We start from the raw sequence: 14,184 nt of genomic DNA on the forward strand, positions 1-14,184 counted from the left end.
CGACCCCCGGAGGGCGAGCGGTTCCGCTGTTCCAGTAGAGCACTGTCCCGGCCCTGCCGCGACGCGGGATACTGCCGGGCGCGAGCGTGACGAGCGTTACGGACCTTGACCCCTGGACGCCTGTGGATACTCGCCGGTACGGTAGGTGAGCAAGCGCTTAGACATGGACGTGTGGAGGTGGCGGCGGTGCGCCGTACGGTGTTCAACGAGGATCACGAGGCGTTCCGGGAGACCATCCGCGCCTTCATCGAGGCCGAGGTCGTCCCGGTCTACGACGAGTGGTTCGCGGCGGGCCAGGCGCCCCGCGACTTCTACTACAAGCTCGCCGAGCTCGGCGTCTTCGGCATCCGCGTCGACGAGGAGTACGGCGGCGCCGGCATCGACTCGTACAAGTTCGAGGCGGTGATGTACGAGGAGACCGCACGCGCCGGTGTGCAGTTCGGCGGCTCCGGTGTGCATGTGCTGCTCGGCCTGCCGTACATCAAGATGCTCGCCACCGACGAGCAGAAGAAGCGGTTCCTGCCGAAGTTCGTCTCCGGTGAGGAGATGTGGGCGCTGGCGATGACCGAGCCGGGGACCGGCTCCGACCTCGCCGGTATGAAGACCACCGCCAAGCTCTCCGAAGACGGCACGCACTACGTCCTCAACGGCGCCAAGACCTTCATCACCGGCGGCGTCCACGCCGACCGCGTGATCGTCTGCGCCCGCACCGACGCGCCCAGCGCCGAGGACCGCCGCCACGGCATCTCCCTGTTCGCCGTGGACACCAAGTCCGAGGGCTACTCCGTCGGCCGCAAGCTCGACAAGCTCGGCCTGAAGACCTCCGACACCGCCGAGCTGGCGTTCGTCGACGTCAAGGTCCCGGTCGAGGACCTCCTCGGCGAGGAGAACAAGGGCTTCTACTACCTCGGCCACAACCTGGCCTCCGAGCGCTGGGGCATCGCCTTCGGCGCCTACGCCCAGGCCAAGGCCGCCGTGCGGTTCGCCCAGCAGTACGTGACCGAGCGCACCGTCTTCGGCAAGCCGGTCGCCAGCTTCCAGAACACCAAGTTCGAGCTGGCCGCCTGCCAGGCCGAGGTCGACGCGGCCGAGGCCGTCGCCGACCGCGCGCTGGAGGCGCTGGACGCCGGTGAGCTGACCCCCGCCGAGGCCGCCTCCGCGAAGCTCTTCTGCACCGAGGTCGCGCACCGCGTGATCGACCGCTGCCTCCAGCTGCACGGCGGCTACGGCTTCATGAACGAGTACCCGATCGCCCGCCTGTACGCGGACAACCGCGTCAACCGCATCTACGGCGGCACCAGCGAGATCATGAAGTCGATCATCGCGAAGGACATGGGCCTGTAAGGCTTCTGCAACCACCCGCCAATAGAAAAGGTGCCATGAACCAGGCACTTCAGGGTCTCCTCGATCTGCTCGACCTGGAGCAGATCGAGGAGGACATCTTCCGCGGCCAGTCCCGCTCCGCCGTCGTCCCACGGGTCTTCGGCGGACAGGTCGCGGCCCAGGCGCTGGTCGCCGCAGGCCGCACGGTCCCCGCGGAGCGGCCCGCCCACTCCCTGCACGCGTACTTCCTGCGCATGGGCGACCCGGGCGCGCCCATCGTCTACAACGTCGACCGCATGCGCGACGGCCGCTCCTTCACCACCCGCCGGGTCGTCGCCGTCCAGCACGGCAAGCCGATCTTCGCGCTGTCGGCGTCCTTCCAGACGTACGAGGAGGGCCTGGACCACCAGGCCCCGATGCCGCCCGCGCCCGACCCGGCGACGCTGCCCACCTCCGAGGAGCGGCTGCGCGGCTACGACCACCTCGACCCGGCGGTCGTCGAGCGGTTCCTGGAGGCCCGCCAGGCGGTCGACCTGCGCTATGTCGACGAGCCGCCGTACGGGAGGTTCGGCGAGCCCCGCGAACCGCACTCCCAGGTCTGGTTCCGCACCAACGGCAAGCTCGCCGACGACCCCCTGCTGCACGTCGTGCTCGCCACCTATGTCTCCGACATGACCCTGCTCGACTCCGTGCTGCTCGCGCACGGCCGCGGCGGCTGGGCGGTCGGCGACGTCGTCGGCGCCTCCCTGGACCACGCGATGTGGTTCCACCGCCCGTTCCGCGCGGACGAATGGCTGCTGTACGACCAGGAGTCGCCGTCGGCGTACGGCGGGCGGGGGCTCGGACAGGCCCGGATCTACACGCAGGACGGACAGCTCGCGGTGTCGGTCATCCAGGAGGGCGTGGTCCGGGTCCCACGCTGACGGTCACCCCCGGGGCGGGTGCGACCCCTCACTCGCCCAGCCCCGCCTCCCGCAGCAGATACGCCGTCATCGGGTCGTAGAAGCGGGGGCTGACCACGTGGTCGTCGAGCGGCACCACCACCTGCACCGTGCCCTCCGACTCCGCCAGGAACAGCGCCGGGTCGTTGCAGTCGGCGTATCCGACGGAGTCGATGCCGTGCTGACCGGCGTATCCCGCCCAGCCGTGGTCGGCCACGACCAGGTCCGGCAGCGGGCGTCCCGCGCGCTCGAGCCCGGTGAGGATGGCCTTCATCGGCTCCCCGGAGTGGGTGTGCCAGAGGGTGGCGCCGTGTTCGAGGACCGCGACGTCCGCGAACTGCATCACATAGCCCTCGTCGGTCTGCAGGCCCTCCGGGATCACGACGATCTCGCAGCCCGCCGCGCGCAGCGCGTCCGCCGTCGCACGGTGCACGTCCAGCAGCCCGCCCGGGTGCCCGGTCGCGAACAGCACCCGCTGGCCGCCGTCCGCCGCCTTGCGCAGCCGGGCCGCCATCCGCTCCAGCGCGGCGACCGTCAGCTCGGGGTCGATGGTGTCCTGGCCGTGCCGGTGCTCCGCGTCGTCGTTCACACCGACGCGCTCCGCCATCACCGCGAGGACGTCCTGCTCGTCGGTCCAGCGGTCGCCGAGTTCCAGGCCCAGCCAGTAGTGGCGGTCGCCGTTCGCCAGCTTGCGGTAGTGGGAGAGGTTGTTCTCGCGGGGAGTGGCGACATCACCCGCGATACGGGTTCTGACGAGGTGGTCGACGAGCTCGGCGCGGCTGGGTGTCCCGGGTATCGGCATGGTTCCCATTGTGAGGCAGACAACTGTGGGAACGGCCGACTCCGGGGCGCGTGCGACGTGGGTCACTGTGCGGATCAACGCATCACCGCATCACCGCTCGATGTGGCGCAGGGCGAACCACAGCTCCATGCGTACGTCCGGGTCGTCCAGGTCCGTGTCGAGCAGCGCCGCACAACGGGCGATCCGCTGGCGGACCGTGTTGCGGTGGACGGACAGCGCCACCGCCGTGCGGTCCCAGCTGCCGTGCAGGGAGAGCCAGGTGCGCAGGGTCTCGGTGAGAGGGGCCGTCAGGGGCGCGAGGAGCGTGCGGGCGTGGGCTTCCGCATCGCCGGGGGAGAGCAGGTCGGTGAGGGCCGGGCGGCGGGCGCCGTGCCGGTAGAGGGGAGTGCGGGTGGCTCGGGCGCGGGACAGGGCCCGGGCCGCCTGGGTGTCCGCCGCCGGCCAGTCCGGCGCGGTCGCCGGTGCGCTGACGCCCAGCGTCCAGCCGGGCTGCGGGGCCGGTTCGCGGTCCGCCGGGACGAGGACGCGTACGACGTCCTGCGCCAGGTCGACCAGCGGGGAGCCGAGGGCCGCGCCCAGTGCGGCGGCCGCCACCGGATCGCAGGGCTGGGCGTCGGGCCGGCCGTGGACCACGAACCGCCGGCCGGGCCCCAGCAGCGGCGCCACCGCCTCCGGTTCGGCGCCCAGCAGCAGCCGTACGAGCGCCGACGAGCGGGCCGCGCCCGAACCGCTCTGCTGCTCGCCGGTGAGCAGGGACAGCAGCACCGCGGCCACCGAGGCGATGGTGTGGTCGCCGGGTTCGCGGTGCGGGGCGGCGACCCCGAGCACGAAGTCCTGGCCGGCGCCCAGGGCATAGGCGGCGAGGTGGCTGCCGGCGGCGGAGTCGGTGGCGGAGGTGGGAGTCCCTGGGCTGGAGGGCCGTACGACCTCCGCGAGCGCGGCCAGCGACCCCCGGGCCGTCTCGTCCGGCCCCCGACCCGCCGACGCGATCCGCGCCCCCTCCGGCCCGTACAGCACCGCCCAGCCGCCCATCCGCTGGGCGAGCCGGCGCAGCACGGCCCGCACCGGGTCCGGACGCGAGGCCGCCGCCGCCAGGCTCTGCTGGGTCTCCGTCACCCGGCGCAGCTCGGCATGCCGGGCCTGCGCCATCAGCTGCCAGACCGCGCGGGCCACCCCCGAGAAGGTGGTCCGGGGCGGGACCTCGAGCAGCGGCAGCCCATAGGTGTCGCACGCCTCGACCAGCGCGCGCGGCATCGTGTCGTGCACGGGCGCGAGACCGAAGCCGAGGGCCGCGCCGCCCGCCGCGACGACCCTCGACACGTAGTCGTCGAAGTACGTCCCCGACCCCGCCGCCCCCGCCGCCTCCGGGATGTGCACCCCGGCCGTCAGTAGCAGCTCCCCGCCCAGCAGATACGGATACGGGTCGGCCATCTCGGAGGTGTGCGCCCAGTGGATCACGATGCCGGGGTCGGACGGCCCGGCGACCTGGCGCAGACCCAGGTCCTCGCGGGCCAGGAGCGCGGAGAGCGGCACCGGCGGAGTGGGCGGAACGGTCGGGTCCGGCATGTGTACGTTCCCTCCACCCAGAGCTGATGATATGGATGAAAAGTACACTTCACGGTCGCTTTCCGGCCACCTAGGGTCAGTCCTCGCTGTCTTCCCTCGCCGCGTGCATCGCCGTCTCCTTGATGACGAGGCCGACCGACGCGGCCGTACCCGCATCAGAAAGAAGGCGAACTCCATGACCGGCAACGAGACGCCCCGCGGCCCCGTCGACTCCTCCCGCATCCCGCGGTACGCGGGCCCCGCGACCTTCGCCCGGCTCCCGCGCCTCGACGAGGTCGGCCGCGCCGACGTCGCCGTGGTCGGCGTGCCGTTCGACTCGGGCGTCTCGTACCGGCCGGGCGCCCGCTTCGGCGGCAACGCGATCCGCGAGGCGTCCCGGCTGCTGCGCCCCTACAACCCGGCGCAGGACGCCTCCCCCTTCGCCCTCGCCCAGGTCGCGGACGGCGGCGACATCGCGGTGAACCCCTTCAACATCAACGAGGCCGTCGAGACCGTCGAGGCCGCCGCCGACGAGCTGATCGGCACCGGTGCCCGCCTGATGACCCTCGGCGGCGACCACACCATCGCGCTGCCCCTGCTGCGCTCGGTCGCCAAGAAGCACGGCCCGGTCGCCCTGCTCCACTTCGACGCCCACCTCGACACCTGGGACACCTACTTCGGCGCCGAGTACACCCACGGCACGCCCTTCCGACGCGCGGTCGAGGAGGGCATTCTCGACACCTCCGCCCTCTCCCACGTCGGCATCCGCGGCCCGCTGTACGGCAAGCAGGACCTCACCGACGACGAGAAGATGGGCTTCGGCATCGTCACCTCCGCGGACGTCTACCGCCGCGGCGCCGACGAGGTCGCCGACCAGCTGCGCCAGCGCATCGGTGACCGCCCCCTCTACGTCTCCATCGACATCGACTGCCTCGACCCGGCCCACGCGCCCGGCACCGGCACCCCCGAGGCGGGCGGCATGACGTCGAGGGAGCTGCTGGAGATCCTGCGCGGGCTGGCCGCCTGCAACCTGGTCTCGGCGGACGTCGTCGAGGTGGCGCCCGCGTACGATCACGCCGAGATCACGTCGGTGGCCGCGTCCCACACGGCGTACGAACTGACGACCATCATGTCCCGCCAGATTGCGAAGGCCCGCGCGAAGTGACACACGACCACGACCTGGTGCTCCGCCCGACCGAGGCACAGACCGCCGCCGCCCTGAACCCTCCGGCCGGCCGGAGGGGCGGAGACCTGGTCGTGGAGACGCTGGCCGGGCTCGGCGCGACGACCGTGTTCGGGCTGCCCGGCCAGCACGCGCTGGGCATGTTCGACGCCCTGCGCCGCTCCGACCTGCGCTACGTCGGACTGCGGATGGAGAACAACGCCGGGTTCGCGGCGGACGCGTACGGCCGGATGACGGGCGAGGCGGCCCCGCTGCTGCTGTCGACGGGACCGGGCGCGCTGACCTCGCTGGCCGCGCTCCAGGAGGCGGCCGCCGCCTCGGCCCCCGTGCTGGCGATCAGCAGCCAGATCCCGACGGCGGGGCTCGGCGGTGGCCGCCACGGCTACCTCCACGAACTCCCCGACCAGGCGGCGTCGTTCCGGGGCGTGGTGAAGTCGGTCCACACCGTGCGCACCCAGTCCCAGATCCCCTCCGCCATCGAGGCGGCCTGGAAGTCGGCGCTGACGGCCCCGCACGGACCGGTGTGGGTGGAGATCCCGCAGGACGTGCTGCTCGCCGAGACGTCGATCCCGGTGGTGACGGGCGGCGACGCCTTCCCGGACGAACTCCCCCCACGCCCCGAACTGACCGCACTGGCCGCCCACCTGCTGTCCCACGCCGCCCGCCCGGCGATCATCGCGGGCGGGGGAGTGGTACGGGCGGACGCGTCGGGCAAGCTGAAGCAGCTCGCCGAGCGCCTGCGGGCACCCGTCGTCACGACCCCCGGCGGCAAGGGCGCCTTCCCCTGGAAGCACCCCCTGTCCCTCCAGTCGTGGATCGAGGACCGGTACACGACCGACTTCCTGGAGGACGCGGACGTACTCCTCGTGGTCGGCTCCGGACTGGGCGAACTGTCCTCCAACTACCACACGTTCAAGCCGCGCGGCCGGGTCGTGCAGATCGAGGCCGACCTCGGAAAGCTGGAGTCCAACCACCCGGCCCTGGGCATCCACGCGGACGCGCGGCTCGCCTTGCAGGCGCTGCTGGAGACGGTGGAGGAGCGCACGGATCCGTCCGCGCCGGAGCGGGTCCGGGAGCTGCTCGCGAAGGTCGCCGAGCGCATCGCCGCGCAGGAACTCACCCTGGAACAGGGCGTGCTGAGGTCCATCCGCAAGGCGCTCCCCGCCGGCTCCCCGTCCTTCTGGGACATGACCATCCTGGCCTACTGGGCCTGGTCGGCCTTCGACGCGAAGGGCCCCAACCTCCTGCACTCCGCCCAGGGCGCCGGCGGCCTCGGCTACGGCTTCCCCGCGGCCCTCGGCGCGGCGGTCGCCGACCCGACCCGCCCGGTCCTCGCGGTGTCCGGCGACGGAGGCGCCCTGTACTCGGTCGCCGAGCTGGCGACGGCCCGCCAGTACGACCTGAACGTCACCTGGCTCATCGTCGACGACGGCGGCTACGGCATCCTGCGCGAGTACATGACGGACGCCTTCGGCGAGGCGACGGCGACGGAGCTGACGCGGCCGGACTATGCGGCGCTGGCCGAGTCGTTCGGGGTGCCGGGGGTGCGTACGACGCCGGAGGCGCTGGAGGCGGACCTGGCGAGGGCCCTGTCGGCGCCTGGGCCCTCGGTGGTCGTCCTCCCGGCGGTGCTGCGGATGTTCGCGCCGACGCACCTCACGATGTGATGCCTGGCGGCCTAGTCGCCTGTGTAGTGGACGTGGTCGCGGTCGTAGCAGGCTTCGTCCACCGCGGTGCCGGTCCACGGAGCGGCCAGCGGGACGAGCGCGAGTGCCTCCCTGCAGAGGTTGGCGGTGGAGTAGCCGGCGATGTTGATGCGCCTTCGGTCGCCGTCGTCGGCGTGGGCGGGAGCGGCGAGTACGAGGGCTGCCATGGTGAACGCGGCGAGCGCGCTGATCTTTTTCACGGCTGGGTCAACGGCATCAGATCGGCGCAGGTTATTCCGCTGCACAGGTGGTGACCGAGCGCGCCGGGGGCCGACGGGGCCCCTGGCGCGTCCACGGCGAAAAGATGGATGGGGGTAGTCTCCGGGCGAGTCGTCTTGCCGGAGGGAGCGGGTGTGGCCGTCCGCTATTACCTGTACATCAGTGACGCCAAGGTCGACATGCTGCTCTCGCAGATCGATCCGGCGTACTCGCGCAAGCGCGTCACCGAATTCAGCGTCGGCGTGACGATGGCGGGGGCGAAGCGCACCGTCGAGGCCGCCGACACCGATCGCGTCACGCGTCTGGAGCGTGTGGTGCGTCACCTGGAGGACCACGCCGACCTCGGCACCGTGGACGAACCGGGGCAGTACGTGCAGGGCGTGATGCCCATGCAGTGGAGCGCGCTCGGCGATGGCGCCGGCGACACGGTCTACTTCGGCGGTCGCACCGAGCGGACGGTCGTGGGGGTGGGCGGATCGACCGGCCATGTCCTGGGAACCATCGCGGGCGAGCCGTCACAGGGCATGCCGCTGAGCGCTTCGACGCCGCCCGTGCTGCTCGACCGGTTGGCCGCCCTCACCGAGCAGGACGGCATCCCCGACCCCGACGCCCTGGCCACGGTCGTCAAGGCCAATGCCGTGCTGCGTGGTCCGACGCAGACCGTGGAATTCGTGGCCAAGCGGATGCTGTACGGCCCCCACCCGTACCCGGAGTTGTCCCTCCAGGGCGACATGGCGGTCCTGCTGGCCAGCCCGCTGTATGTCGCGCTCGTGGACTGAACGGAGGCGACCGCGATGGGGGACACCACGTCGGAGCGGATCCTGTCGGCCTGCGACGCCATGACACAACTGGCGCTGCATCCGCTGGCGTTGGACATCGACGCGTCGGGGGCGCGGATCACGGCGGTGATGGAGGAGTACGCGCTCCGCAGACGCAGCCGAGGGCCCTACACCCCGGACAATCTGCCGCCCGAGACGGTGCAGATGATCGAACGGGCCGCGACGCGCCTGCTGATGAGGGCGGAGCGCCCGGACTTCACCATCGAGGGCGGCGGGCGGTGGCCCGCTCTGCTGATGACGCTGCCGGACTGCCGGGTCCAGGTGCGTTACGTGGTGCCCGAGGACGCCCCGCCCGTCTACCAGCCGGACCCGGGAAACGTGACGCTGGGCGGCGACATACGGATCGCCCTCAAGTACCTGGCCGAGTCGCTGCGCCTGGCCGCCGCGAGGTTCCGGGGCGAGCCGCCCGTCACCGTGGCACTGAGCTACCCGGAGGATCCCGACTACGAGAAGAACATCGCGGGGCTCGCGGCCGAGTTCCGCGATGTCATCCCGCCGGTCCTCGCCGCGCTCGAAGTCGACCGGAGCCGCTGCTCCCGCAAGGAACGGGCCGCACACGACGACGCCCTGCGCGCCCTTGCCCACGATGGCCGGCGCGTCGAGCCACTGGGCCGTGCGGGCTTCACCACCCGCATCGGCACGGCCCGTCTCCAGGACAGCGGTACCTGATCCCGACGGCTATCCGGCGTTCTCCCGCAGCGCCCGCGCCAGCTCCCGCGCCGTGCGGACGGCGATCGCCGGGGTGTCCACCAGCGCCTCGTCCACGACCCGGGCCAGTCCGGGCGGGACCGACGGATCGCGGTCCATGACCGGCACGACCGGCTCGCGCAGGGCGATCGCGACCGGGTCCCGGTCCGGCGGGAAGTCGCGCGGTGTCGCACCGGTGAGCAGCCAGTACAGGCAGGCCGCCGTCGCCCACACGTCCACCTCGGGGCCGGCGTACTTGTAGTCGAGCAACTGCGCGCGGGGCGTGAACGGGATCGTGCCACCCATGGCCCCGGTCCTGGTGTGCCCGGAGAGCCCCGCGAGTTCGAACGCCTTGGCCAGGCCGAAGTCCGCCAGCTTGACCCGCTGCCGACCGTCGGCTCCCGGCGCGCCCAGCAGGATGTTGGCGGGCTTCACGTCGCGGTGCACCAGGCCGCGGGTCACGGTGGCTGTCGCGGGCGCGGTCGTCCCGGCCGTGGACGTCCCGGCCGTGGACGGACAGGCCGTCCGGCGCGTCCCGGGTATCGGTGCCCGGTGGGCGTGGTCCAGGGCAGAGAGCACCTGGTGCACGATCGGCAGGGCCTCGCCGGCCGGCACCCGGCCGCCGTGCCGGGCGGCCAGTTGTTCGAGGGTGCCGCCCGGGCAGTACTCGTAGGCGAGGAAGAATCGGTCGTGCCGGTCGCCGCTGTCGCGGACCTCGACGATGTTGGGGTGGCACAGGGCCCGGATGGTGGCCAGCTCGCGGCGGAAGGCGAAGCGCGCGCTCTCGTCCACCGGCCCTGTGACCAGGATCCTTTTGAGCGCGACGAGTTCACCGGAGCCCCGGCGCCGGGCCAGGTGGACGATGCTCTGGGAACCACGGCCGAGCTCGCGCAGGATGTCGTAGCCGTCGGCGCCGTCGTGGTCGTCGTCGTGTGCGTGGCGGTCGTCGTGTCCGTCGTTCCGTGGCCGGACACGCTCCGGCGTCGTGGTGATCCGCAGGCGGACGCTCCCGATGCGGATCTCGTCCCCGGAAGCGACCTGGTGCTCGGTGAGGCGGTCCAGCCGTCCGCCGTTGACGTGGGTGCCGTAGCTGCTGCCCAGGTCGCGCAGCAGGACGCGGGGCGGGTCGATGTCCAGGCGGCAGTGGCGGCGGGACACGGTGCGATGGTGGTCGTCGATGCGGATGGCGCACTGTTCCGAGCGGCCCACCTCGCAGGTGGTGCGCTCGCGGTAGGCGTACGACGTTTCCTCGGCGCCCGCGATCACGACGACGGTCACCTGCGCGGTCACCGGGGCTCCGCGGCGCCGTCGCCCGCCGTGAAGTCGTAGTCCCAGTCCAGCTCCCACAGGCGGATCGCGGGGCGGGCGTCGGCCGACACCGCGTTGCGGCCATCGGCTGTGAAGACGACCGTCGTGACGAACGACGGGTGCGGTTCGAGGACGTGCACACACCTTCCCGTCCGGGCGTCCCACAGGCGCGGTACCTTGTCGAAACCGGCCGTCAGCACGTAACGGCCGTCGGGACTCAGATCGAACACCTCGCTGAGCACCGGGAGTTCGCACACCGTACGCCCGGTCCCGGTCTCCCAGACGTCGACCGTGTCCAGCCCGCGGGTCACGGCGACACGGCCGTCGGCGCTCAGGGCCAGCGGCTCGGGGTAGCTCTGTCTCGTGCATACCTTCCGCAGTGTCCGCACGTCCCAGACCGTCACTCCGTCGTCGCTGGTGGCGAAGAGGCGGCTGCCGGCCGCGTCGAATCTCAGGGTGGGCAGAAAGCTCCCGGGGAAGCGCAGCAGGGGCACTCCGGTGGCCGTCCGCCAGAGAACGGCTGCCCGGTCATCGCTGCCGGCCGACGCGGCGTACTTTCCGTCGTCGCTCAGCCGGACGGTCCTGACGGGGCCGTCGTGTGCCAGCATCGTCCGGATCCGGTGGGGTGCGGTCCCGGGGTCCAGCCGCCACAGGCAGAGTGCCCCTTTGTCGTCGCCTACCAGCGCGTGCCGCCCGGACCGGTCCACCGAGACGCACCTGACCCGCCCCTGGTCCCCGGACAGCTCGCCCCGCCGGGTCCCGGACGTGAGGTCCCAGATGTGCGCGGTGCCCGACCAGTCGGCCGTCACGGCGAGGCGGCCCTCGTCGGCGAGCAGGATCGTGTGGGGCTTGCCCGCCCGTTCGGGGAAGGCGTGCAGCCCCTGCCCCGTCCGCAGTTCCCAGATGCGTACGAACCCGTCGGCGCCGCCGGTGACCATCAGTTCTCCGTCGGGGGTCAGCGCCAGGGTGACGCGCTGAGTGAAGGTGAAGGTGCCGCCGCGCATGTCGTAACGGAGCCACAGCCCCAGCAGCCCGGTCCTGTCGCCTCCGGCCCGGCGTCCCAACTCGGCCCAGATCTCGCGCAGTTCCGGGTGGCGCTCGTATCCGGGGACGGCGCGCGCCGCCCGCACCTGGGCGGCGGCCTCGGCGGTCCTGCCCTCCTCGGCCAACCGCGCCGCCCGTTCGACCAGGCGCGAGACCTGAGTCTCACCGTCGTCGAGGGCGCTGGCACCGCGGGGCCGGGCGTAGCTCCAGCCCGCGCGGAAGCCGAGCGGCGGCAGGTGGTGGACCCGGATGCCGCCCTGGTCGTCGCCCAGGACCGCGATCCGGCCGTCCCCACTGATGGCCACGCACCGCTGCTCCAGGAGCGCCATGGCTTCACGGGCCGCGAAGCCGTCGGGGTGCTCGGGGTCCTCTGGGTTCTCGGGGTCTTCGAGCGCTTCGGGCCGGGTGCCCATCGTGCGCAGGCACCGGCCCGAGCCCGTCTCCCACACCCGCAGCTGCTGGCGGTAGCTCCCGCGCGGGACCGAAACGGCGATCCGGCCGTCGGCGCTCACCGCGACCATCTGGTGCAGATTCAGCTCGGTCGGCACGGTGCTCAGGGTCCGGTCGTCCCGCGGCTCCCAGATGTGCATCGTCCGCGACGAGCCGTTCACGAGCAGGGCGTACGTGCCGTCAGCGCCCGGCGCGACCACATCGATGCCGGTGAGATACCCGTCCTTGGACCGCACCAGCTGGTGTCGGGGCCGACCGCGCCCGACGTCCCACACGACGAGGCTCCCGTCGCGCGGTGCGGCGGTGATGACGAGATCGGCGCCCTCGGTGATCGCGACGACATGCACCGGGGCGGGCCGGTAGCGCACCTCCGGATCCACCCGGCCGGTGAGCGGGTTGCCCTTCTGGTACGGCGTGGCCGGATGGGTGAGGTCCCGCAACAGCCGTCCGGTGCGCGTGTCCCACACCTGGAATCGCCCGTCGTCACACGCCACCACGCCAGCGCCGGAGCGGTTCACCGCGACCGCGGTGGCGGACGACGGGGGAGCGGGGAGCTCGCGCAGCAGCACCCGTCGAGTCAGGTCCCACACCTCGAGGGGGCCCTCGCCACGAGCCACCAGCGCGATGGCGCCGTCCCCGCAGACGGCGACGCCGGTGACGGCGGCCGGCGCGGTGGCCGACCGCGGGCCTAGCTCCGCCCGGCGGCGGTGCCCGGCGGGCTCCCACACCAGCAGGCGCCCGTCCGCGCCCCCGCTGACCGCCACCCGGCCGGTGGCGTCCACCGCCAGGGCCGTCACCGCACCGCGGTGGCCGGTCAGCCGGGCCGGCTCCGGGAGTCGCGCGCGACGCGCCAACTCGTCGCGGGCCACCGCCACTTCGGATACGTCCGGGGCGGCGGCCAGCAGCTCCCGGGCCGCCTCGTCGGCACCGCGCTCCATGTGGACGAGCCCGAGCAGGTGGTCCGCCTGCCAGCGCTCGCCTTCCAGGTTCCGGGCCGTGTCGAGCTGCGCCACCACCTCCTCGTCGGAGAGCCGGCCCTGCCGCCAGCGGTGGAGGGCCCAGTTGTAGACGGTGGACGGATGGTGCGGGTCGATGTCCGCGGCCCGGCGCCACAGCTCCTCAGCGTCGTCCGCCCGGTCCAGGTCGAGGAGCGAGAGCGCCCGGTTGGACAGCCCGTCGGCGAGCAGCCCGGGACCCTGCGGAGGGAGGCGCGGATACGGTGTGCCGACGACGTCCGCGTAGATGTCCGCCACCGCCGAGGCCAGCTCGCCGAGGTGTTGCGGACGCTTCACCGGCTCGGCCGCGAAACACTTCCGCAGCACATCCGCCAGCGCGGACGGCATCGGACATGCTTGCGGCAGCCGTCCGTCCCGTAACGCCGCGAGGACCTCCGGCGCGGCCTGCCCGTGCCGCCAGTACCTGCCGCCGGTGAACATCTCCAGCACGCACAGCGCCCACGACCAGACGTCGGTCGCGGAGGTGAGCCGGACCCGCGCACCGACCGCGGCGTGCGCCTGCTCCGGCGAGCAGTACTCGGGCGTCAGCCCGCCGTAGCTCACCCCCGGCGGCCCGGCGGCGTGGTCCCCTGGGGTGGCGAGGGCTCGGGCGATCCCGAAGTCGGTGACCTTGGCGGTCCAGCCGTCGGCGACGTCGATCATGACGTTTGCCGGTTTGACATCCTGGTGGACCAGTTCCTCCTGGTGCGCGTGGTGAATGCCCCAGGCGGTCTGCACCGCCAGATCCAGCACGCGGGCACAGGAACCGCCACCGCCGTCGTCACCGCCGCCGTCGCCCGCGTACAGCCGTCCGTCCCGGATGAGATCCCCGAGCGAGCCGCCGTCGACCCACTCGGCGAACACGCACGGATGATCGTCGATGCGGCGGACGTACACGCAGTTGACGACGTTCGGATGCGGTCCGAGCCCGACCCATGTCCCCGCCTCCTGCTCGAACCGGGCGCGCCCGACGGCCGTGCCCGTCCGCTCGGGCTTGGGCACCTTGACCGCGAGATCCATGTTCCAGTGGCGGTGCCGGACCCGGTACACCAGGCCCATGCCGCCGCTTTCGATGACGTCGCGCACCTCGTAGAGGCCGAGAAGCACTGCCCCACGCCGCCAGCCCACTCGTGTCATGGGAC

The 14,184-nt window shown here is 72.5% G+C and carries 11 protein-coding genes; 6 read left to right on the top strand and 5 right to left on the bottom strand.

The genetic code is table 11. The features are described 5' to 3' along the window. Positions 1-186: 186 nt before the first annotated feature. Both IM697_RS07255 and IM697_RS07260 read left to right on the top strand, forming a co-directional pair. Complete coding sequence (locus tag IM697_RS07255) at positions 187-1,344, top strand: acyl-CoA dehydrogenase family protein (RefSeq protein WP_194045791.1); 1,158 nt, start codon at positions 187-189, stop codon at positions 1,342-1,344. Between the two features lie 35 nt (positions 1,345-1,379). Further along, positions 1,380-2,246, top strand: coding sequence for an acyl-CoA thioesterase (locus IM697_RS07260; protein ID WP_194045793.1), 867 nt, complete (start codon positions 1,380-1,382; stop codon positions 2,244-2,246). A 28-nt stretch (positions 2,247-2,274) separates the two neighbouring features. Here IM697_RS07260 and IM697_RS07265 read toward each other — a convergent pair whose 3' ends face one another. Both IM697_RS07265 and IM697_RS07270 read right to left on the bottom strand, forming a co-directional pair. After that, complete coding sequence (locus IM697_RS07265; RefSeq protein ID WP_194045794.1) at positions 2,275-3,066, bottom strand: phosphatase; 792 nt, start codon at positions 3,064-3,066, stop codon at positions 2,275-2,277. A 90-nt stretch (positions 3,067-3,156) separates the two neighbouring features. Beyond that, positions 3,157-4,632, bottom strand: a complete 1,476-nt coding sequence (locus IM697_RS07270) for a PucR family transcriptional regulator (RefSeq protein WP_194045795.1) — start codon at positions 4,630-4,632, stop codon at positions 3,157-3,159. Between the two features lie 175 nt (positions 4,633-4,807). Between IM697_RS07270 and speB the strand changes: the two genes are divergently transcribed. Continuing rightward, positions 4,808-5,776 carry an agmatinase gene (gene speB, locus IM697_RS07275; protein ID WP_194045796.1) on the top strand — a complete coding sequence of 323 codons (969 nt, stop codon included), beginning with the start codon at positions 4,808-4,810 and terminating at the stop codon, positions 5,774-5,776. Next, positions 5,773-7,461, top strand: coding sequence for a thiamine pyrophosphate-binding protein (locus IM697_RS07280; RefSeq protein ID WP_194045797.1), 1,689 nt, complete (start codon positions 5,773-5,775; stop codon positions 7,459-7,461). Before speB ends, IM697_RS07280 begins: the two co-directional genes overlap by 4 nt. 11 nt (positions 7,462-7,472) lie before the next feature. Here IM697_RS07280 and IM697_RS07285 read toward each other — a convergent pair whose 3' ends face one another. Then, positions 7,473-7,700, bottom strand: coding sequence for a hypothetical protein (locus IM697_RS07285; protein ID WP_194045798.1), 228 nt, complete (start codon positions 7,698-7,700; stop codon positions 7,473-7,475). A gap of 153 nt (positions 7,701-7,853) precedes the next feature. Here IM697_RS07285 and IM697_RS07290 point away from each other — a divergent pair, with 153 nt between their 5' ends. Both IM697_RS07290 and IM697_RS07295 read left to right on the top strand, forming a co-directional pair. Then, complete coding sequence (locus IM697_RS07290; protein WP_194045799.1) at positions 7,854-8,498, top strand: DUF7019 family protein; 645 nt, start codon at positions 7,854-7,856, stop codon at positions 8,496-8,498. Positions 8,499-8,513: 15 nt separating this feature from the next. Continuing rightward, positions 8,514-9,227, top strand: a complete 714-nt coding sequence (locus tag IM697_RS07295) for a hypothetical protein (protein ID WP_194045801.1) — start codon at positions 8,514-8,516, stop codon at positions 9,225-9,227. A gap of 9 nt (positions 9,228-9,236) precedes the next feature. On the opposite strand, the gene IM697_RS07300 is transcribed toward IM697_RS07295, so the two are convergent. Both IM697_RS07300 and IM697_RS07305 read right to left on the bottom strand, forming a co-directional pair. Continuing rightward, positions 9,237-10,535, bottom strand: coding sequence for a protein kinase domain-containing protein (locus IM697_RS07300; RefSeq protein WP_194045803.1), 1,299 nt, complete (start codon positions 10,533-10,535; stop codon positions 9,237-9,239). After that, complete coding sequence (locus IM697_RS07305) at positions 10,532-14,179, bottom strand: protein kinase domain-containing protein (protein WP_194045805.1); 3,648 nt, start codon at positions 14,177-14,179, stop codon at positions 10,532-10,534. Before IM697_RS07305 ends, IM697_RS07300 begins: the two co-directional genes overlap by 4 nt. Positions 14,180-14,184: the final 5 nt, after the last annotated feature.

Source organism: Streptomyces ferrugineus (genome assembly GCF_015160855.1).
Taxonomy (GTDB): Bacteria; Actinomycetota; Actinomycetes; order Streptomycetales; family Streptomycetaceae; genus Streptomyces; species Streptomyces ferrugineus.

Bases quoted from the DNA above. Each gene is read 5' to 3' on its own strand.
- IM697_RS07265 (WP_194045794.1), bottom strand. From the start codon at position 3,066: ATGCCGATACCCGGGACACCCAGCCGCGCCGAGCTCGTCGACCACCTC.
- IM697_RS07295 (WP_194045801.1), top strand. From the start codon at position 8,514: ATGGGGGACACCACGTCGGAGCGGATCCTGTCGGCCTGCGACGCCATG.
- IM697_RS07305 (WP_194045805.1), bottom strand. From the start codon at position 14,179: ATGACACGAGTGGGCTGGCGGCGTGGGGCAGTGCTTCTCGGCCTCTAC.
- speB (WP_194045796.1), top strand. From the start codon at position 4,808: ATGACCGGCAACGAGACGCCCCGCGGCCCCGTCGACTCCTCCCGCATC.
- IM697_RS07270 (WP_194045795.1), bottom strand. From the start codon at position 4,632: ATGCCGGACCCGACCGTTCCGCCCACTCCGCCGGTGCCGCTCTCCGCG.
- IM697_RS07260 (WP_194045793.1), top strand. From the start codon at position 1,380: ATGAACCAGGCACTTCAGGGTCTCCTCGATCTGCTCGACCTGGAGCAG.